This is a genomic window from Rothia sp. HMSC073B08 (assembly GCF_001812975.1).
GTDB lineage: Bacteria > Actinomycetota > Actinomycetes > Actinomycetales > Micrococcaceae > Rothia > Rothia mucilaginosa.
The window spans coordinates 123,273-143,389 of the sequence record NZ_KV811050.1 but is presented as its reverse complement, the minus strand read 5'-3'; the positions used below and the strand labels follow the sequence as shown (position 1 = coordinate 143,389).

Here is a 20,117-nt window from a genome sequence, read left to right as displayed (position 1 = left end):
CAGCTGTTCCCGCCCCGTTGCCGCAGCCGCAGCCGCATAGAAGACCACAACCAATCCGAGGAGAAACCGATGACCCCCGAAAACACTTCCTGCGAATTTGACCCCCACGCCACCTCCATGGGCGATGAAGTCGCACCGGAGGTCTACGAGGAGCTCTTCGCCATGCGCCGCTCCATCGACAACTTCGATGCAGCGCTGGTGCACATCCTCGCGGAGCGTTTTCAGGCGACCAAGCGCGTGGGCGTCCTGAAGGCTAAGCACAACCTGCCCGCTGGCGATCCTGGCCGTGAAGAGGCACAGATTGCTCGCCTGCGTGCCATGGCGAAGGAATCCAGCCTGGACCCGGAATTCGCGGAGAAGTTCCTGAACTTCATTATTTCTGAGGTGATTCGCCACCACGTGCGCATCGCAAACGAGCAGGCTGAGCAGGACGGCGAGGCAACTGAAGCCGAGAACTCCGAAGGCTAGTACCGCGCAACTTTCGCATCATTGCGTTTGAACCTGTACTCCATCTGACCCCTCTGGACACACTCCTATGCCCGCTCAATCTTCCAGCCGCCAGAACGTCCGTACTGAACCGATGCCGGAGCGCCTGCTACTGCCCGGTGAGTACCGTGCCCCCGAAGGGGACGAACTGACCGAACAGGACCTCGCCGCGCTCGCTACGGAGCGTCCGCCGGTGCGCGCCAGCGGACTGGGCGATTTTCCCGGCGATGATTTGGGCGAAGCAATGTCTCGAGTGGAAGGGGAGCTGGGTTCTCCACACCTGCCGTTCTTGCCGCATCTGCCGGCACTGGGCTGGCGGAGTACTCCTCTGGCGCGCACCCTGGCGGTGTGCGAGGGACTTGCCTTTGACAGTGCCTCGTTTGGTTGGCGCATGGTGCATAGTGGCGGTAGGGGAGCTCGCGAGTCTGCCTTGGCTCAGGACCGTCTGCTTTCGGATATCAATCTTCTCGCTGACCGTGTGGGTGCGCAGAAGAAGAGGTTCACTTCCAGTGCTGAGGGTTCCGCTGCGGTGTATAAGATTCAGCTGGTCGGTCCGCTGACTCTTGCCGCCAGTATCTATCTGCCCGGCGGCGAGCGTGCCATTAGTGATGCAGGGGCGAGCCGTGACCTGCTGGAGTCGTTCCTGGAAGGCCTGGAACGCTGGATGGGTTCTCTGCGCGAGGCTCTGCAAGCTCCGCGGGCGCTGATTGCCGTGCAGCTGGATGAATCCGAATTTCAGCGTCTGCTGGAGGGGGCCATCCCTACGGTGAGTGGCTTCCGCTCCCTGCCGGCATTGCAACCTCACTACTATCAGCAGGTGTACCGCCGTATCTCGGAGCGTTTCGCCGAGCTGAATCTGCAGCTCATCCTGGACGTGGATGGCACCGCGCTCAAGCCTGTGCAGGAGCTGAAGCTGCTGAGCCAGTCCCGCCCCGCCCTTGACGCGTTGGCTCTTGTGAAGGCGATGCGTGTTGAGGACGGCGCTCCCTGCGCTTTGCTGTTGCATCCTGATCGCGCCCGCCTCAAAGGGCCCGGCACGCTGCAGGTTCCGCCGCTGAGCGACCCTCGTTCCTGGGAGCCCGTCGCGCAGCTTCTGGATGCGCAGACCCAGCTGTGGCTGCCGGTGGTGACTTCTGCACGGGTTCCTGATCAGGTGCGCCGCCTGTACAGCCTGTGGCGTGAGGTTGGTCTTGAGCCGACGCAGTTGAGTGCGGTGGGTTTGATGCCTGATGAGCGTATTCAGAGCGGTTCCGTGCCTGCTGGGATGACTTCAGCCGCGGTAAGTATGCTGGATGCCACGGCTTCGCTGGCGCGGGTGACAGAGTGTGCCCGTGCATTGGCTGAGTGCGCGGTATGATTAGAGAATCAGCTTTTTTATGTAAGTATTTACGACAATTCTTTAGGGAGGTACTGTGAGCGCAAGCGACGCACACACCATTTTGGTGGTTGATGACGATGATGCTCTGGCGGAAATGATTGGCCTCGTGCTCGCGCAAGAGGGCTTTAACGCTGTTTTCTGCGAAAATGGCAGCCGCGCTTTTGAAACTTTTATGCGCTCCACTCCCGATTTGGTGCTTTTGGATTTGATGCTTCCTGGCATGAACGGTATTGAAGTGTGCCAGCAAATTCGCCGTTCTTCTAATGTGCCGATTATTATGTTGACCGCTAAAAGCGACACTGAAGATGTTGTTAAGGGTCTTGAAGCTGGCGCTGATGATTACATTGCTAAGCCTTTTAAGCACGCTGAATTGTTGGCGCGTATTCGTACCCGTTTGCGTCCGCGTGAGAGCCGTCAGCTGGTGGTGTCCATTGGCGATATTGTCATGGATATGGACGGTCGTACCGTCAAGTACCACAGCACTGAGGTTCCAATGACTCCTCTGGAGTTTGACCTGTTGGCCGCGCTGGTTCGTCACCCGGGTCAGGCGTTGAGTCGTCAGGAACTGCTGGACATGGTCTGGGGTTACACTGATGTGAGCGATTCGCTGGTAAACGTGCACGTCCAGCGTTTGCGCGCTAAGTTTGATGAGCTGGGTGCGGATCGTTTTATCCAGACGGTCCGTGGCGTTGGCTATAAGATTCCGACCGAGCTGGTGGGATCTTCCGGTAGCTAATCGGAACCTATTCATAGGCGAAGGGATAACCTGATTGTCTGTTGCGAAGTCGAGCCATGAGCACGGCGCTTTGACGGCGGAGGCGGTAGCCTCCGCCTCTTCGCGTACCCGCACTTCCAAGCCGCGTAAGGCACAGAAGCAGCGTAGGAACCTGATGCAGCGCGCTCAGCGTCTGTGGAAGGAATCTCTGCAGTTCCGTGCTCTGGGAACCGCGGGCATCATGATGTTCCTGAGCTTCTTGATGGTGGGTTGGTCCTTGTCGAGCCAGATTGCATCGAGTCTTTTTGAGAATCAGAAGAGCCAGGCGTTGGCGGAATCAGAGAGTGGTTTCCGCAACGTTCAGAGCGTGCTGGACTCCTCTGAAGCCCGTAGTGACAGCGAGATTCGTCGTAATGTGAGCCGTACCCTGACCGTCTTGGACGCGGGTAGCTCGGGTAAGCGCAATTGGATTCTTGTGCCTTTGGAAGGTCAAGGTAAGCAGGGTTTTATTCCTGAGCAGAGCAGTAATAATTCTTTGAATTCTTCGAGTATTCCGAATGATTTTAAAAAAACTGTTCGTGATAAGGACGGTATTTTCTGGCAGACGTCTACGGTGACTACTGTCGAAAATAATCGTGAGCGCACCTATCCGGTGCTTATCGTTGGTACACATATTTCTATTTCTCAGAACCCTAATTACGGTTTGTTCCTTGTGTACGATATGACGGATTCTTCCGCCACGATTGCGCATATTAACTTTGTTCTTTTTGGTGGTTTCTGTGCACTGCTTACTGTGGTGCTTTCTGTGGTGTGGATTGTGACTCGTTTTGTGGTCCGCCCGATTACGCAGACCGCTATTACGGCGGAGAAGCTGGCTGCTGGCGACCTGGATCAGCGTGTGTCTGTACACGGTGAGCATCAGGCGGCGCGTCTGGGCTATTCCTTCAACCTGATGGCTGACTCGCTGCAGGAGAAAATTGTTCAGCTGGAGCGCCTGTCGACTTTGCAGCAGCGCTTCGTATCTGACGTTTCTCATGAGTTGCGCACTCCGCTGTCGACGGTGCGTTTGGGTACTGAGCTGCTGTACGATTCGCGTGAGAATATGAACCCGATGCAGGTCCGTAGCGTGGAGCTTCTGCATGAGCAGGTGGACCGTTTCCAGTCAATGCTTTCTGATCTGCTCGAGATTTCGCGCTTCGATGCTGGTAGCGCAATGCTGACCATTGACACGGAAGACTTCATCCGTGTTCTCTCGAATATTTTGCAGGAGGCTCTGCCTCATCTGGAACGTACGCATACGAAGCTGAACGTGCATACGAGCCATGAGAGCATCATGGTGGATATGGACCGTATACGTATTGAGCGTGTGCTCCGTAACCTGCTGTACAACGCGATTGAGCACGGCGAATCCCGACCGATTGACGTGTACGTGGATGCAAACGCCACGAATCTGGGTATTGCGGTGCGCGACCACGGTATCGGCTTGTCTGAGGATGAAGCCGTTCAGGTGTTCAACCGTTTCTGGCGTGCTGATACTTCGCGTAAGCGTACCCTGGGCGGTACGGGTCTGGGTCTGTCGATTGCTGCTGAGGATGTGCGTCTGCACGGTGGCACGATTGAGGCGTGGGGCGAGAAGGGCCGCGGTGCTTGCTTCACGGTGAACCTGCCCCTGGTTCATGGCGCTCCGTTGGGTGAGTCGCCGGTTTTGGTGACGGGTGAGCCTGAGTCAAGCTCGCATCGTTCGGCGACGGCTAAGGATACGCTGCCCAATATCGCTCCTCGTACGGCTGCTGGGGGCGACCTCTAGAAGAGTCGCGGGGCCCTGGTCCCTGTCACGAAACGGGGGATTGGGGTCGGTACGGTTGTATTTGCACTTATCCTTGCGTATTTGCACTGTTTACCCAGTACAATCAATGCAGATATATTTTCACGGTGTTGCTATTTCGCTGTGTTGATTCTTTCGCCGCGCTGCGATGGCCTGCAGTGGTAGCTGGTGATTGTTTGTCTTTGTTCGTAGAGGAAGGTTAAGACCTCCATGTCTCACAGGGCTATTGTTTCTCGACGCGCCGCGCTGTCTTGGTGCGCGGTGTCTTTGGCGACGCTGATGAGCTCTTGCGCGGGTCTTCCTTCGAACGACCGAGTGACTCAGCACAGCAGTGGTCTGGACGTGAAGAGCGTTAATACTTCTCCGGCGCGTGCGCCGGGACCGCTGGCGGGCGCTACCCCCGAGGCGATTATTGAGGGCTTCGTGCGTGCTGGCGTGGATAGTATCGAAAATTATGCTGTGGCGCGCCAGTATTTGAGCTCTTCTTTCGCGGGCCGTTGGAATCCCTACGGTACGACTCGTGTGTACCGTAATACGGTGCAGCCGCGTAGTGATGATAGCGGAAACGCTGAGGGTACGTACCATGTGCGTTTTCAGCAGACTGCTACGGTGAGCAGCCAGGGTATTACGAGTACCTTCCCTGAGGCTCAGACTGAGACTCAGGATTTCACCGTGGTCATGGAAGATAACCAGTGGCGTATTAGCTCCTGCCCGGATGGCTTGTGGCTGGATGGCACTGAGTTTGAGCGTGTGTTTAGCCCGTGTCGCCTGTATTTCTACGATCGTGCGTTCCGTTATGCTGTGCCGGATATCCGTTGGTTCCCGCATACGGATCGCTATTTTGAGTTGCTGGTGCGTACTCTGATGATTGGTCCGGCGTCCTATTTGAAGGATGTCGCGTTTTCGGCGTTGAATGAGTCGATGAGCCTTGAGACCGCCAACATGAGCGATAACCAGGATGTTCTTGTTCGCCTTTCGGGCGAACAGCTGGACGACAACCGTTTGGCGCGCGTGCGTGAGCAGATTATGCACGGCTTGGAGAACTTCTCCGGTCTGGGTAAGACTGAGGTGTTCTATAACGGAACCTTGATTCCGGAGAGCTCACCGAACGGTTTCTCGGTTGTGAAGCTGAACCCGGGTGTTCCTGCCCGCACGGTTGCTATTAACTCGAATGGTCAGATGGTGGCGCGCGATGACTATATGAGTAATGCGGGCGAGCAGCTGCTTCTGCGCGGTGTGAGCCAGTTGAGCTCCCCGGCGATGGGTTATTCTGCGGATGTGTTCGCTTGTTTGGCGAATGATGCTGCGAGCCTGTACACGGTGTACCAGGGCACTGCCCGCCGTGTGTGGCAGAGTACCGCTCTGACTGCCCCTAGTTTTGATGCGTACGGCTGGGTGTGGGCTGCTGACGGTGAGGGCGTTGTACGTGCGTTCAAGCCGGATTCTGAGGACGCGAACGAGCGTGAGCGCGGCGTGGATATTGGTTTGTCCTGGCAGCGTAATTTGATTTTTACGAGCGTGAACGTTTCGCACGATGGTGCGCGCATGGCGATTGTAGCGGCTACTGAGGGCGCGTCGGCGGTGATTATTTCCGGTATTGTGCGTGATGAGGCAGGTAAGCCTCTGCGCTTGACGGAGATGGTGCGTCTGAGCTCTTCTGTGACTCCGCGTAATGCCCGTTGGGCTGGCGACCAGAGCGTCGTGGTGGTGAACGTGAAGAACGGTGAGTCTGAGGTGATTTCCCTCAGTGGTGAAGAGACGAAGCTGGACCGTCTGGATGGTGTGATGAGCATTTCCACCGCAGATAATACGTCGAATATTATTGCCCACCGTTCTGATGGTTCGTGCTATCTGATGGAGGAGCGCGGCTGGATCCGTTTGGATACGACCCTGCACGAGATTAGTTACGCTGGTTAGCCTCGGGTACCGGGTATAGCGCGCGGAAAGGTTGCTTTCGGTGAGTCCAGAACAGCGTGGTTTGAACGGGTCTCTGAGCAGGTCTCTGACCGGACTCGCTGGCGCTCTCAAGAGTGCCGGCGGGTCTTTGGGCGAGGTGCTGATGCCGCGTACTTGCCCGTGCTGTGCGGTGCCGGTCACTTATGGGGCAGGCTCGCCACTGTGTGAGGCTTGCTTGCCGCAGTTGCGTTCGGCGTTAGCTAAGGTGGAGCGAGTATATGCTCTGCAACCTCTTGATGGCGCGGCTGCTCCCGAGGTGCGTGCGGCATCCCGTTATGAGGGGATCATGCCGCGTGCCCTGTTGGCGTTGAAGAATGCGGGCCGTACCGACCTGCTGCCCCTGTTGGGAGAGGGTTTGGCGCGTAGCGTGTATGAGCTTCTTCGGGTTCACCGGGAGGGGCTTCAGCCGGAGTCTGCTTCTTCAGTCCCGGTTGAGGTTTTGCTGATTCCGGCACCGTCCTCCGCGCAGAGTGTGCGCCGCCGCGGCTATGCGCCGGCGAATCTTTTGGTGCAGGAGGCGGCGCGTCAGCTTAATAAGCGTCTGCCTGCCTCGGTGCGGGTGCGCGCTGTGGACGTTATCGGGTACGTTCCTCACAACCGGCGGGGGAGCGGCGCCTCCATTATTTCTGATGCGATTTCCTGTGCGCAGAATGAGCAGAAGAGCCTGGGCGCTGTGGGGCGTGCCGAGCGGATGCACGGTGCCTTGCGTGTTATGGAACCTGCCCTGTGCGCGGGTCGGGTGAGCATTATTTGTGATGATGTGGTGACCACCGGTGCGACCGCCTCTGAGATGGTGCGTGTGCTGCAGGAATCCGGTTCGCGGGTGCTGGGCGTGTGTGCGGTGGCGGCGGTACCGAAAAAGGCTCAGACATAGCGTTTCTTGTAGTTAGTTGCAAGAGATACACGATTTTTGGCGAATAAAGTTCGCAGACGGACGAATAGCTATTATTTAGGCTAAATATTTGTCATATCTAGTGATATGAAACATGTTTCGTACTAGAATATAGACAAGGGAACGGCATTGGAGTCGAACCCCCGTACCGGGTCCAGCCGGACGCGGTATAAGCCCCCAACCTGGAGGGAATGATCGTGGAAGTCAACATCTACGGCCGCAATATCAAGGTCACCGAACGCCTGGAAGAGTACGTGAGCGAGAAGGTTCAGAAGTTCGCTCAGCTCGGCGATAACGTGAAGGACATCGACGTCAAGTTCAGCAAGGACGGTCACCTGGGTGGCGAGTCCATCCGCGTTGAGATTACCGTTGTTGGTACCGGTCCTGTCCTCCGTTCCGAAGCCCAGGGTCACGACAAGTTCGCGGTCTTCGATGAAACCTACGGCAAGCTCCTGGAGCGTCTGCGCCGTGCACGTGACCGCCGCAAGCTGCACAAGCGCGGTGGCAAGCACCCCGTCTCCGTGGCGGACGCTACCGGATCGATTCCTGTGGTTACCGAAGCAATTACCGAGATTCTGCTGCCGGATGTTCCGGTGGAAGAAGCAGCATTCGACAACAGCGAGGTCACCCTCGCCGACGAGGCAGCATCTCCCATTGAGATTCGCCACAAGAGCTTCAAGGGTGAGCGTCTGACTCCCGCAGAAGCTGTTGACCGTATGGAACTGGTCGGCCACGACTTCTACCTGTACATTGACAGCGAGACCGGCGCACCGGCTGCGGCATACCGTCGTAAGGGCTGGAGCTACGGCATTATTACTCTGGATAACGAGTAAAACCCAACGTACCTGCTGGCAGCTGAGGCGGCATGCCCAGCGAGTAGGCTCAAGACCCGGGCGGTCTGGAAACACGCACTGTGAATCTCCAGGCCCCCGGGTTTTTCTTTGCCCTCCACACATCTGTTCCTTTAGACGGATGGGTCGGCTCTGCCTCAACCGGAGGGTGAAAGATTCGAGTGTCACCAAATGTCACCTCGTGGGCGCAGAGCGTAAAAAAGAGCTCGGACGGGCGAATTAGGCGGCTCTGCCATACAATATGTAGGAAGGCCTCACCGCGCGCACTTTCGCGCGCCCTTGGTGAGGGTACCGAAACAAGCAAGGAGTAGAAGCTCAGTGGCATCTTTCTTGGAGAAAATCCTCCGAACCGGCGATAAGAGGGTTCTGCGACAGCTCGAAGCGTACACTAAGGCGGTGAACTCGCTCGAGGGCAGCTTCGCATCGATGACCGATGAGGAACTGCGAGCAGAGACCGACAAGTTCCGCGAGCGCGTCAAGGACGGCGAATCCCTCGACATTATGCTGCCGGAGGCCTTTGCGGTGGTCCGTGAAGCATCCAAGCGCACCCTGGGCAAGCGCCACTACGACGTGCAGCTCATGGGTGGTGCAGCGCTGCACCTGGGCAACATTGCCGAAATGAAGACCGGTGAGGGTAAGACCCTCGTCGCGACCCTGCCCGCGTACCTGAACGCGCTGAGCGGCAAGGGCGTGCACATTGTGACCGTGAACGACTACCTGGCTGAGTACCAGGCGAACCTCATGGGTCGCGTGTTCCGCTTCCTCGGCATGGAGTGCGGCGTGATTCTCTCCTCCATGGAGCCCGACGAGCGTCGTAAGCAGTACGCCGCAGACATCACTTACGGTACGAACAACGAGTTCGGCTTCGACTACCTGCGTGACAACATGGCGTGGACCGTGGAGGAGCAGGTTCAGCGCGGCCACAACTTCGCCATTATCGATGAGGTGGACTCCATCCTGATTGATGAGGCGCGTACCCCTCTGATCATTTCCGGCCCCGCAGCCGGTGAGGCAAACCGCTGGTATGCAGAGTTCGCGCGCATTGCCGCGACCCTGCTCAAGCGCGGTGAAGACTACGAAGTAGACGAGAAGAAGCGCACCGTCGGTATCCTCGAATCCGGCATTGACAAGGTGGAAGACCACCTGGGTGTGAAGAACCTCTACGAATCCAAGAACACCCCGCTCATTGGCTTCCTGAACAACTCCATTAAGGCGAAGGAGCTGTTCACCAACAACAAGGACTACGTGGTCATTGACGGCGAGGTCCTGATTGTTGACGAGCACACCGGTCGTATTCTGCCGGGCCGCCGCTACAACGACGGCATTCACCAGGCGATTGAGGCGAAGGAAGGCGTCGAAATCAAGCCTGAGAACCAGACTATGGCGACCGTGACTCTGCAGAACTACTTCCGCATGTACGACAAGCTCTCCGGTATGACCGGTACCGCGGAAACCGAAGCGGCAGAGTTCATGAACACCTACGAGCTCGGCGTGGTGCCCATCCCCACCAACAAGGGTGTGCAGCGCATCGACAACCCCGATAAGGTGTACCGCGACGAAATCGCCAAGTTCAAGGCGGTCGTCAAGGACATTAAGGAACGCCACGAAAAGGGCCAGCCGATCCTGGTGGGTACCGCAAGCGTGGAGAACTCCGAGTACCTTTCCCGCCAGCTGGCGAAGGAAGGCGTGCGCCACGAGGTGCTGAACGCAAAGAACAATGAGCGTGAGGCAGCTATCGTCGCACAGGCGGGCCGTAAGGGCGCCGTCACCGTGGCAACCAACATGGCTGGTCGCGGTACCGACATTATGCTCGGCGGCAACCCCGAATTTGAGGCCGTCGAGAAGATGCGTGAGCTCGGCCTGGACCCGAACACCAACTCCGAGGCGTACGAGGCACGCTGGCCCGAGGTCCTGAAAGAATGCGAGGACGCCGCAGCTGAAGAGCACGAGGAAGTCACCAAGCTTGGTGGCCTGTACGTGCTCGGCACTGAGCGTCACGAGTCCCGCCGTATCGACAACCAGCTGCGCGGTCGTTCCGGCCGTCAGGGTGACCCGGGTGAGTCCCGCTTCTACCTGTCGCTGACCGACGAACTGATGCGCCTGTTCAACACCGGCATGGCAACCCGCCTCATGGCGGCAGCCCCCGAGGACTCCGCACTGGACTCCAAGATCGTCAGCCGCGCTATCGCTACCGCCCAGTCAAACGTTGAAGGCCGTAACGCTGAACAGCGTAAGAACGTGCTCAAGTATGACGACGTGCTCAACCGCCAGCGTGAAGCGATCTACAAGGACCGCGGCCGCATCCTGCACGGTGACGACCTGAAGGAACAGATTTCCGGCTTCGTGGACGAGGTGCTGACCACCATCATCGACGCGCGCGTCGCTGAAGGCCACGCCGAGGACTGGGACTTCGACGAGCTCTGGAGCGCCCTCAAGCAGGTGTACCCCATCTCCATCACCGTGGACGACCTCGCTGAAGACGCTGGCGACCGCACCAAGATTACTCGCGACCAGATCGTGAAGGAAGTTTTGGCGGACGCACACCTCATCTACGATGAGCGTGAAAAGAGCGTCGGCGAAGAGAGCATGCGCGAAATCGAACGCCGTGTCATGCTGTCCGTCATCGGCGAGCGCTGGCCCGAGCACCTGTACGAGATGGAATACCTCAAGGAAGGTATCGGTCTGCGTGCGATGGCTCAGCGTGACCCGCTGGTCGAGTACCAGCGTGAAGGCTACGACATGTACCAGTCGATGCTCGGCGCGATCCGTGAAGAGACCGTGACCTACCTGTTCAACCTGGACCTGTCCAAGCAGCGCACTCAGGCTTCTGCCGTGCGCCTGGCTGAGCCTTCGCGTCCGAAGTTCCTGCAGTACTCCGCCCCGGATGAGGACGGCCACGAGCAGGTTCACGTGGAACGCTCGAAGGACAAGTAGCCTCAGCGTAAAAGCTGAAATGCTATAGATCTAGCAGAGAGGGTGCGAATCCAACACTGGATTCGCACCCTCTCTGTTTGTCTGTGTGTTTTGTAGGGGAAGCCGGGGAAGCCTTAGTCTTCGTCCAAGCGGCTCTGCGGCTGCTCAATCGCGGTAATCAGCCACATGCCGTGAATCAGGCGCATCTGCATGGTCACCACACGCACCTTATCCGCACAACGCAGCAGCGCCACCACCTCGTAGAGCTCCTCGTGCACCTTCTGCGCTCGCACCCGCAGCAGAACCGGAGGAAGAGTCAACAGCATCTCTTGGCGCACCTGACGCGGGTTCTTCGGGAAGAAGGGCAACAGACGGTGGAAACAATCCGCTGACACCCACTGCGCCAGCTGCTGACGCGAACGACGAGCCGACATAATCTCCAGGTAAGCAATAGCCACACCCGCGCAACGGCCCTCCAGCTGGCGAGCTAGCGCATCCGCCGGACGCAGCGGGCGGCCCCTCTTCACTACCTTCGGGCGCTGAGCCGAATGCTGCTCATAACGCGGCAGAGGAAGCAGCGAATAAACCGAGGGGCTGTTGCGCCTCTGCACCAGAGTCATCGTGCCCTGCCCCTGCTCGGGGAGCGGAGCCACCTGCTTGGCAGCCACCGGCTGAGTCACCGGCTGGGATGGGTACGTCGCCTGACGCTTCGAGTACGGGCTGGCAGGCTGGTTGTCGCGGGAGGCAGGCTGATGCGGCGGGGTCCACGGGGAACGGGGGAGAAGGTTGGAGAAGCTCATGACGGCTCCTTTCGGTGCAGAGGCTTTCGGTGCAGGGGTATGTGAGGTGAGTCGAGCGAACGAAAGACTGTTGGGATGAGGTGGAATGGGGTGGAAGACGCGGGTGAGGTTAGTGAACGGGCTGTTCGGGAATCTGCAGAACCTGCCCCTCGTAGAGCAGCTCGGCGTTCTGACCCAGAGCGTCCTTGTTCGCCTCGTAAATGTCGAGGGTGTAGTCGTAAATGGTGGAGGCGTCGGTGCCTTCGCCCAGCTGGTCGGCGGCAATCGACCAGAGCGTATCGCCCGCCTGGACCGTGTAGGAGTAGGTGCCCGCCTCGGTGCGGGGAGGAGAAAAGAAGGGACTACGGTCCTGCAGGGAGCCTGCCGCCTCCGAAGGCTCGGGAGCCAGGGGAATATTGGGAACCTCAGCAGAAAGGGTCAGGGGAGTAGCGGACTGATTCGGGGCGGTATCGGAGAGAACCGCATCTGAGCTGGCGTCTGCCGCCGCGGTAATCGATGAATCTGCTGCCATAACTGCTGAAATGGTTGTCTGCGGTATGCCCTCCGCGCCGTTCAGCCCGGCGTTGCTGGGCGTAGCCACCGTAGCCTGCGCGGGAGCCAGAACCGCCCCCACTCCGAGCGCTGTGCCGCCGAGCGTCAGAACGATGCGGCGCATAAAACGCGGACGGAAAATCGCCGGAACCTGCAGCACAGCGCGGTCAGCGTTGCGGCTCGAAACTCGCAGGGAACGAGCGTAGAAGAGCGCGCAGATAAAGCTGACGAACCACCAAGCGGTAATGAGGATTGCTACCGCGCCAGCGCAGAGCAACGAAGCATCTGCCAGCGGGTGTGCCGAGGGGATGCGGTGCAGATTCACGCTCAACGCACCCAAGACCGCGGCGGAAAGTAGGGGAGGGGCGATAAAGAGCAGAGCATCCTGGTAGCTAGCTTTGGTGCTGGTTTCGTGACCTGCGTCAGCGCCGGATGCCAGAGGAGCAACGGATGCAAGGGGATGCGAAGCGAAGGCTGCGGGCGCCTGACCCGGCGTGGAAAGATGGTCCACGATGACCTCCAAATGGTGTGTTTGATGTGTTTTGGTGTTGCTTCATTTATACAGGAAGTCACGCTAAAAATGAAGCAAAAAGCATTAAAATGCATGAAAAACATGTAATTTGGTGGAATTTGGCACAAAAATCAGGTTTGAGAATCATTATCTGACCAGAAAATGCCCCGGTTCGTATCCACCCCCATCCTCAGGTAGGGTCATAGCATGAGCATGGAAAAGTTCCTACGAGACATTGAGGCGCGCCTCGCCTCCGAACGCGCCTGGGATATGGAACAGGATGCCCGCCAAGTCGCCCGCGTCCAGTACTCCACCATCACCCTCGACGACCGCCTCCTCGCGCAGGTCGGCGGGCCCATTCGCATCTGCGCCACCGACATGCAAACCTACGAAGGCAAGCTCGAAATGGTCGGCGAAGAATGGGTCAGCATCGAAGCGCGCGGCGAGAACATCATCATCCCCCTGCGCGGAATGCTCTGGTGGGAAGGCGGCATCGCCCCCGGGCGCGCTGATATTCGCCCCGAACGCTACCGCATGAAAATTCAGCTCGCCCTCCGCTCCCTCGCCATGGCACGCGAACCCGTCCGCCTCTCCCTCGAAGGTGGCACCGTCAGCTACGACGGCGTGATCGAGCGAGTCGGCGCCGACTTCCTCGAACTGCGCCTGCTCAATGGCGGCCAGTACCCGCGTATCTACGAACGCGACCAGTACGCGCGTGCAGCCTACGGTGCGCAGGGAACCTACGGCGCGCAGGGAGCCTACGGGCAGGCTGGTTACGGTCAGGGCGCCTCCGGCTACTCCCGCGCACCTCGCGGCGCCGGCGTGCGCACCATTCCGCTGGCTCGTATTAGCGCAGTCATCGCCCGTATTTCACGCTAAAAGCATGGGGAAATAGCGGGCGCTACCATTCGTGGGTACGCTCGCAAAAAATGCTTCGACAATTATAAATACCCGCATAGAAGCAACAATAAACACAAAAAGGTCCGCCCCTCTTCATTGAAATCTCAACGAGAGGAGCGGACCTTTCTAAAACACTCGAGCATTACGCCCGCGAGGTGCATGTCGAACTACTAATCGACCTTAGCCTTTGCAGTGAGCTTGCCGGAAGCAATCGCCTCCAGAGTCTGCTCGTGGCGCTCGGTAATGTACTCTTCAAAGCGAGAGCGTTCAATACGCCACTGGTTACGTCCACCAATCTGAATGGCGGGAAGTTCGCCGCTACGCACCAGAGCACGTACCTGCGAAAGCGAAACCTGCAGCTCCTCGGCGACGTCGCTCAGAGTGAGGAAACGAGGTGCAGTCATCGAATTGGATCCTTTCCGTGAGTGAAATCCTGGGCCCCTAGCTACCGTTAGTAGCCTTTTACATAGAGTCCATACAGAACATCTATTGAGTACTTTCAGTATATGCCATCACCGTGAAATTTGCTCGCAAAAAGCCTTATATGAGCTGAAAAGTTATCTAATCACCCCTTCAAAAGGGGCAAGACTCAAAAATATTTCATAAACACGGCTCTTGTTGAGAGAGAGTACTAAATGAAATATGCTGTTAGGGTTAGTGTCAGAACCAAATAAAGCACTATCGAAAACACACCACTCGCTCATCGGTCAGTTGAACAACACCCGGAATCACCGCCGGCTTCCGCACCGAAAGGCACAACCACATCATGCGCATACGACAGAACGCGACGAAGCGTTCCACCCTCACCGAGCCCCACGCCAAACGTCTCAAAAGGCCCACCGTCAAAGACTGGCGATTCATTCTCGGTGTACTACTCGTGCTCGCCTCCATCACCGGCGTGCAGCTCTACGTGCAGGCAAATAACAGCAAAACCGAGTACTACACCGCCAAAAGCGAAATCCGCCTCGGCGAAAAAATCACCGAAGACAAACTAGCCCGAATCGAAGCGAACATCGACTCCGCCAAAGACAAGTACTTCACCCGCGCCGATGCCGCGCAGATGAACGGCAAAATCGCGATTCAGCGCATCCCCGCCGGCAACCTCATCAGCAAAGAATCGGTAGGCACTGAAACCTCCCCGGGGCGCCGCCTCGTCACCGTCAGCATTGACCGCACCGCCGCCTCCGCACTCAAGGCAGGCGAGCGCGTAGACGTGTGGACCTCCGGCCCGCGCAACCCCGACACCAAGAGCGATAACCGCGCCGAAAACGGTGCCCGCGCCATCGTCACCAACGCAGAAATCGTCGCCATCACTGTCGACGAGGGCGTGCTCGGCGCCAACGGCAAAGCAACCGTGCAGCTGTGGGTCAAGGAAGAAGCCCTCACCGACCTCGTGAAAGAAAGCAACAGCGACTCCAAGATCAGCCTCATCCCCGGCACCTACGGGGAGGGCCAGTGAACATCCCCGTCATCCTCTACGGCGATGACGGTTCGCTCCTGACCCGCATCGAATCCCAGCGCGGCCGCGTTTCCGTGGCGCGTACCGTGCAGGACTTCAGCGAAGCCGTCGGCATGGCGCACACCGGCATTGCCCGCGTGCTGCTCTGCGTCCATGTGCCCGCCGAAATGAGCGCCTCCACCGTGGATACGCTCGCCGCCTCTGAAGTGCTCCTGGCGATTATCGCCCCGGACAACCTGCCGCTGCCCACGCAGGCGCACCGAATCCGCCCCGAAGCTGCTCTCGAAGAGATTCTGGGCTCGCTCGAACAGGCTGTGGATGCGGCGCTCGCCCGACCCACCGCAGGCTACGGCATTCCCGCGCAGATGCCGGCTCAGCAGCCCGTTCAGCCTGTTGTGCACCACCCGGAGGCCGCCTACGGTCAGGACGCTGGTTACGGCTACGATGCAGGCTACGGCTACGACAGTGGATACGGCGGCTACGGTTACGATAACGGAGCTGCTGGCCATGGGTCGGGCGGCTACGGCTACGACCCCGCCGCGGGTACTGCCGTAAACGCTGGCGCACCCTACGGTGCCGACTACGGAAGCTACGGAATCGACCCCGCGGTGCCCGCTGGAAACGCGCCCGGCGCACCCAGTGCATCCGGCGCGCATGACCCGGCGGAAGCCTCCTCCGTTGTGCCCAGCAACGAGGAATCCGTGCTCAGCCAGGCCGCCGCCATCGTCGACTCTTTCGCACCCGGCAGCGACTACGCCCTGCATGTGCAGAACGAGAGCAACGACGGCCCCCTGCCGCAACACCCGGACATTAACCAGGACCCCGCCGCGCCCTCCCGCTACCAGCCCGGCCACCGCCTCGGCAAAATCGTGACCGTTTGGGGCACTCACGGTGCGCCCGGTCGAAGCACTATTGCCTTCAACCTCGCCGCCCTCGCGGCGCAGCAGGGTCAGCAGGTCTGCCTCATCGACGCAGACACCTACGCGCCCAGCCTGGATGCGCTCATGGCGCTCGAGGATACCGGCTCCGGCCTGGCAATTCTCTGCTCGGACGCCGACCGTGCCCAGCTTGACGAGAAAAAGGCGGGTGCCATCATGGAGCGCGTGCCCCTCAAAAACGGCACCTTCGACTTCTTGAGCGGCATCACCTCCTCCTCGCGTTGGCCCGAGGTGCGTGCCCGCGCCTTCTCCGAGGTGCTCGAATGGCTCAAACACCGTTACGACCTGGTCATCTGCGATGTTGCCGCCCCCATTGAGGTCGATGAGGAACTGACCTTTGACGGCCCGGCACCGCGCCGTAACGCCGCGACCCTCACCGCGCTCGCCTGTGCCGATCGCGTGATTGCGCTGGGCGAAGCGGACGTCATCGGTCTGCCGCGCCTGATTAACCTCGCCCGCGAGGTGCAGTCGCGCCCGGATCTTTTCGCCCCAGAAACGGATGTGCAGTACTGGCTCAATCGTAGCCGCCGCGAAGCCGCCGGATTCAATCCCGAGGCTAAGATGAGCGATAACTGGGCGCGCTACCTGTCGGTTCCGCTCACCGGCGTGATCCCGTACGAGCGTAAGGTCATGGACCGGTTGCGCCGCAACGGTGAAGCGCTGCTGGAGGTCGCACCCCGCCACGCGGTCGTGCAGTCCCTGGAGGCGATGCTCGAGGGTATGTACGCGGTACGCCCCGGCGCGTAGGCCCGTCAGCTATAACTAGCGCTTGCTAAAAAGCCCGGCTTATCGGTATTCCTCTCAGAACATGGGAGCGCCGATACGCCGGGTTTTTGCGCCTTCACACGGGGGTCGAAACGGGGGAGTAGTGCGAATGCCTCACTGTACAACTGAGGGGTGCATCTCATTGCGCTGCGTCATATATGCGATTAAAAAGCGCGCTCCAAGAAATGCTCTGTAAACTATTCCACGTATTGTCGTTTGAATGGGATTTGCGGCGAACAAACCGTAAAATGGTTGAACACACCCGAACTTAGGGAAGCACACAAACATATGTCTTTTGCAGAAGGAATTATGAGCGCCTGCGACTTCGGTCCCGGCGACACTGAACGCGTTCACCTCATCATGGGCGAATGGCAGGTCATCTCTGACATTGCCCAGAGTGACCTGGTTCTATGGTTCCCCACCGACTACGTTGTTGCCGACGGCAGCTCCCCGGACGCCGTATCCGGTCCCAGCGTAACCAGTACTTTCCGTGCCTTCGCGCACGTGCGCCCCTCCAATGTCCGAACCCTCTTCCACCACGACATCATCGACCACGACATGGAAGACGGAATCCGCGACGAAGCATACCGCGTCTGGATTGACCAGAACATCAGCACCTACACCGACGAAGGAAGCGGTGAGGGCGTTGGTGCCCGCCCGCGCGTACACGTAACCTTCGTGCCTATCGTGCGCAACAACCGCACCATTGCGTTGCTGACCAGCCACAAGATTGCCACACCCAGTGGCTACCCCTCCATCAGCGACGAGGTCTACGAATATACTGCTGACACCATGCTCTCCATGGTGCACTCCGGCCTGTGGCCCGACCCCCTCGCCCAGGGAAATAACACCCAGGGCAACCCCCGCGTGATCGACGGCATTATTGTGCTTGACCCCGCCGGCCGCGTGGTGGTTGCCTCCCCGAATGCGAACTCCATGTACAACCGCATGGGCATGACCGGCTACCTCGAAAAGCGAAACCTTGCCGATGTCACCCGTGCGATGCTTCCTGCCGGTGAGCAGGCGGATGAAACTCTGCAGTTGGTCCTTGCCGGACGCAGCGACCTGCGCACCGAATTGGTTATTGCTCGTGCCCGTGTGACCATGCGATCCATCCCGCTGCTGGCACAGAGGCGTGCTCACATCGAGCGTGAGGGCGCCGTGATCCTTTGCCGTGACGTGACCGAGTTGCGCCGCCGCGAACTGGAACTTATGACCAAGGACGCGACCATCCGCGAAATTCACCACCGCGTGAAGAACAACCTGCAGACCGTGTCCGCTCTGCTACGCCTGCAGTCGCGCCGTATGACCACTGATGAGGCACGTCAGGGCCTGGAGCAGGCGATGCGCCGCGTGGCAACGATTGCTACCGTGCACGAGGCGCTTTCGCAGGGCCTGACTCAGAACGTCGACTTTGATGAGCTGATTGAGCGTCAGTTCCACCTTGCCGCTGAGCTTGCTTCCCCCGGTCAGCACGTGTCTACCAAGCTGATTGGCTCCTTTGGGTCTTTGCCGAGCCAGTTCGCTACCCCTCTGGCACTGGTTATCAACGAGGTTGTCGCGAACGCTGTGGAGCACGGCCTGGACGGCGAGACCGGCACCGTGACTCTCGAGGGTATTCGCGGCACCAACGATGAGGGTGAGAACATCCTCACCGTCGTGATTACTGATGACGGTAAGGGCATGGGCGATAAGAAGATTGAAGAGTCCGGCCCGAACGCCTACCGCCCGGTGACCGGTAAGGAAGGCCTGGGCATGCAGATTGTGCGTACCCTGGTGGCGAGCGAGCTGAACGGCTCGATTCGCTGGGAGGCTAATGAACCGAAGGGCACCCGCGTGGTGATTACCGCGGTGCTCGTCTAAGCCCTTCTCGTATGACATGTAGAACTGCCGCCGCCCCGAGTACGGGGTGGCGGCAGTTTGCTGTCTAGATAGGTTCTGTATATGGCAAAAGCGTGGTGCAGCGACATAAAGTCACTGCACCACGCTTTTGATGCCCTATTGAATACTCCGGAAGTTAGGATGCACGGCGGGCACGAGCTGCGCGACGCTTCATCGCACGACGCTCGTCTTCACTGGTGCCACCCCATACGCCGGAGTCCTGGCCGGTCTCGATGGCCCACTTCAGGCAGACGTCTACAACCTCGCAAGAGCGGCAGACAGTCTTAGCCTCTTCAATTTGCAACAGGGCAGGTCCGGTGTTTCCTACGGGGAAGAACAGCTCCGGATCCTTGTCCAAACAAGCTGCACGACTACGCCAATCCACGGTGGACCTCCTTCATGATTTACGGTCTCACGCGGTGGCAAGACACATCTATTTTCCTGTGCGCGTGTCAAATACATCCGCTGACGGGATGCTCACCCAGCGTTAGGGTGAAAATTGACTTATCAACTTTCGCATGTTGGAGCGGATGTGACAAGTACTTTTCTCTAAAAACTTCAGTATTACGCTGAGGCATCTATCACTTAGGCAAACCTTTGTCTAATTGATGGGGTGAAGAATCGCATCCTGACACGCATAGTCTGCACCCCGTCTCATGGGCGAGGCGCGGGCGGCTGGGTGAGCGGCGCCTCAGGCATAATATAAAGCGGTACCTACCCCTGAAATACCGCACCGACGACGAGGCGGTGAACCCGAGGCGAACCCGAGGCAGGGGAGCGCCCACCCGCTAACGCACCAGCGCATCAGGCCGAATACACCCCGGTCTGCCCCGCCACTACCCATGAGGAGCCCACCGTGACGTCACGTCCGTTCAACGTCATTTACGCATTTGTTCTGACCGAAGTCTTTGCGGCATACATTCTGATTCGCGGCATCCTCTACCCCTTTATTGTCAGCGGTATGTCTACCGCCCAGGCGATTGTGGGCGGCGTACTCCAGGTGCTCATTGCAGCGGGCATGACCTACTTTGGGCTGCGTTTTTACCGCGGCCGCTTCGGTTCGCGCCTGCCCATGATTCTGATTACCCTCTGCACCCTGTGGGTCACCGCAAGCACCCTCGTCATGAACGTGAGTGCTTACGGCCTGAATATCGGCCAGCTCATCACGATTGCGGGTGTTATTGGCGCGGCGGTTGCCTTCGTCTTCGTGCTCATGCCCAGTAGCCGCCGCTATATTGAGGCGGTCACTGAGGAGTCGGGCGAAGAAGCGGAGAAGTACAGCCGCCGACGCCGTTAAACCCCTAGAGCGTAAACCC

The 20,117-nt window shown here is 58.8% G+C and carries 17 protein-coding genes; 13 read left to right on the top strand and 4 right to left on the bottom strand.

Features of this window, described 5'->3' with window-relative positions; translation table 11 throughout:
* The first annotated feature begins 69 nt into the window (after positions 1–69).
* From HMPREF2884_RS01640 to secA, 8 genes are all read left to right on the top strand, one after another.
* A complete protein-coding gene (locus HMPREF2884_RS01640; protein WP_049356519.1) occupies positions 70–468 on the top strand; it encodes a chorismate mutase in 399 nt (132 codons plus the stop codon).
* Between the two features lie 67 nt (positions 469–535).
* Positions 536–1,843, top strand: a complete 1,308-nt coding sequence (locus HMPREF2884_RS01635; RefSeq protein WP_070615041.1) for a uroporphyrinogen decarboxylase/cobalamine-independent methonine synthase family protein — start codon at positions 536–538, stop codon at positions 1,841–1,843.
* A gap of 55 nt (positions 1,844–1,898) precedes the next feature.
* On the top strand, positions 1,899–2,600 hold the full coding sequence (mtrA, locus tag HMPREF2884_RS01630; RefSeq protein WP_005505360.1) for an MtrAB system response regulator MtrA: 702 nt from the start codon (positions 1,899–1,901) through the stop codon (positions 2,598–2,600).
* Between the two features lie 34 nt (positions 2,601–2,634).
* Positions 2,635–4,386, top strand: a complete 1,752-nt coding sequence (mtrB, locus tag HMPREF2884_RS01625) for an MtrAB system histidine kinase MtrB (protein WP_070615039.1) — start codon at positions 2,635–2,637, stop codon at positions 4,384–4,386.
* A gap of 228 nt (positions 4,387–4,614) precedes the next feature.
* On the top strand, positions 4,615–6,321 hold the full coding sequence (locus tag HMPREF2884_RS01620; RefSeq protein WP_070615037.1) for an LpqB family beta-propeller domain-containing protein: 1,707 nt from the start codon (positions 4,615–4,617) through the stop codon (positions 6,319–6,321).
* 214 nt (positions 6,322–6,535) lie between these two features.
* The gene (locus HMPREF2884_RS01615) at positions 6,536–7,234 is read left to right on the top strand and encodes a ComF family protein (RefSeq protein WP_246827906.1); all 699 of its coding nucleotides are present in this window, start codon (positions 6,536–6,538) and stop codon (positions 7,232–7,234) included.
* Positions 7,235–7,443: 209 nt separating this feature from the next.
* A complete protein-coding gene (hpf, locus tag HMPREF2884_RS01610) occupies positions 7,444–8,085 on the top strand; it encodes a ribosome hibernation-promoting factor, HPF/YfiA family (RefSeq protein WP_239665130.1) in 642 nt (213 codons plus the stop codon).
* Between the two features lie 336 nt (positions 8,086–8,421).
* The gene (gene secA, locus HMPREF2884_RS01605) at positions 8,422–11,037 is read left to right on the top strand and encodes a preprotein translocase subunit SecA (RefSeq protein WP_070615033.1); all 2,616 of its coding nucleotides are present in this window, start codon (positions 8,422–8,424) and stop codon (positions 11,035–11,037) included.
* A gap of 113 nt (positions 11,038–11,150) precedes the next feature.
* Here the strand turns inward: secA and HMPREF2884_RS01600 are convergent, their stop codons facing one another.
* A complete protein-coding gene (locus tag HMPREF2884_RS01600; protein WP_070615031.1) occupies positions 11,151–11,816 on the bottom strand; it encodes an Rv3235 family protein in 666 nt (221 codons plus the stop codon).
* Between the two features lie 109 nt (positions 11,817–11,925).
* A complete protein-coding gene (locus tag HMPREF2884_RS01595) occupies positions 11,926–12,858 on the bottom strand; it encodes a LysM peptidoglycan-binding domain-containing protein (protein ID WP_070615030.1) in 933 nt (310 codons plus the stop codon).
* Positions 12,859–13,065: 207 nt separating this feature from the next.
* Between HMPREF2884_RS01595 and HMPREF2884_RS01590 the strand changes: the two genes are divergently transcribed.
* Positions 13,066–13,737, top strand: a complete 672-nt coding sequence (locus tag HMPREF2884_RS01590) for a histidine kinase (RefSeq protein WP_070615028.1) — start codon at positions 13,066–13,068, stop codon at positions 13,735–13,737.
* Positions 13,738–13,928: 191 nt separating this feature from the next.
* On the opposite strand, the gene HMPREF2884_RS01585 is transcribed toward HMPREF2884_RS01590, so the two are convergent.
* Positions 13,929–14,162, bottom strand: a complete 234-nt coding sequence (locus HMPREF2884_RS01585; RefSeq protein WP_005505378.1) for a helix-turn-helix domain-containing protein — start codon at positions 14,160–14,162, stop codon at positions 13,929–13,931.
* 362 nt (positions 14,163–14,524) lie between these two features.
* Here HMPREF2884_RS01585 and HMPREF2884_RS01580 point away from each other — a divergent pair, with 362 nt between their 5' ends.
* The 3 genes from HMPREF2884_RS01580 to HMPREF2884_RS01570 all read left to right on the top strand — a co-directional run bounded on the left by HMPREF2884_RS01580 (position 14,525) and on the right by HMPREF2884_RS01570 (position 18,783).
* The gene (locus tag HMPREF2884_RS01580; protein WP_070615027.1) at positions 14,525–15,217 is read left to right on the top strand and encodes a CpaB family protein; all 693 of its coding nucleotides are present in this window, start codon (positions 14,525–14,527) and stop codon (positions 15,215–15,217) included.
* Positions 15,214–16,902 carry a P-loop NTPase gene (locus HMPREF2884_RS01575; protein WP_070615025.1) on the top strand — a complete coding sequence of 563 codons (1,689 nt, stop codon included), beginning with the start codon at positions 15,214–15,216 and terminating at the stop codon, positions 16,900–16,902. Before HMPREF2884_RS01580 ends, HMPREF2884_RS01575 begins: the two co-directional genes overlap by 4 nt.
* 306 nt (positions 16,903–17,208) lie before the next feature.
* A complete protein-coding gene (locus tag HMPREF2884_RS01570; RefSeq protein WP_070615023.1) occupies positions 17,209–18,783 on the top strand; it encodes a sensor histidine kinase in 1,575 nt (524 codons plus the stop codon).
* Positions 18,784–18,937: 154 nt separating this feature from the next.
* On the opposite strand, the gene HMPREF2884_RS01565 is transcribed toward HMPREF2884_RS01570, so the two are convergent.
* Positions 18,938–19,186 (bottom strand): WhiB family transcriptional regulator, encoded by a 249-nt coding sequence (locus tag HMPREF2884_RS01565; protein WP_005505386.1) that lies wholly within the window; start codon positions 19,184–19,186, stop codon positions 18,938–18,940.
* A 471-nt stretch (positions 19,187–19,657) separates the two neighbouring features.
* Between HMPREF2884_RS01565 and HMPREF2884_RS01560 the strand changes: the two genes are divergently transcribed.
* Entirely contained in the window at positions 19,658–20,098 is a 441-nt protein-coding gene (locus HMPREF2884_RS01560) for an alpha-N-acetylglucosamine transferase (RefSeq protein ID WP_070615022.1), read from the top strand.
* Positions 20,099–20,117: the final 19 nt, after the last annotated feature.

Bases quoted from the DNA above. Each gene is read 5' to 3' on its own strand.
- HMPREF2884_RS01640 (WP_049356519.1), top strand. From the start codon at position 70: ATGACCCCCGAAAACACTTCCTGCGAATTTGACCCCCACGCCACCTCC.
- HMPREF2884_RS01635 (WP_070615041.1), top strand. From the start codon at position 536: ATGCCCGCTCAATCTTCCAGCCGCCAGAACGTCCGTACTGAACCGATG.
- HMPREF2884_RS01620 (WP_070615037.1), top strand. From the start codon at position 4,615: ATGTCTCACAGGGCTATTGTTTCTCGACGCGCCGCGCTGTCTTGGTGC.
- hpf (WP_239665130.1), top strand. From the start codon at position 7,444: ATGATCGTGGAAGTCAACATCTACGGCCGCAATATCAAGGTCACCGAA.
- HMPREF2884_RS01600 (WP_070615031.1), bottom strand. From the start codon at position 11,816: ATGAGCTTCTCCAACCTTCTCCCCCGTTCCCCGTGGACCCCGCCGCAT.
- HMPREF2884_RS01590 (WP_070615028.1), top strand. From the start codon at position 13,066: ATGAGCATGGAAAAGTTCCTACGAGACATTGAGGCGCGCCTCGCCTCC.
- HMPREF2884_RS01585 (WP_005505378.1), bottom strand. From the start codon at position 14,162: ATGACTGCACCTCGTTTCCTCACTCTGAGCGACGTCGCCGAGGAGCTG.
- HMPREF2884_RS01580 (WP_070615027.1), top strand. From the start codon at position 14,525: ATGCGCATACGACAGAACGCGACGAAGCGTTCCACCCTCACCGAGCCC.
- HMPREF2884_RS01570 (WP_070615023.1), top strand. From the start codon at position 17,209: ATGTCTTTTGCAGAAGGAATTATGAGCGCCTGCGACTTCGGTCCCGGC.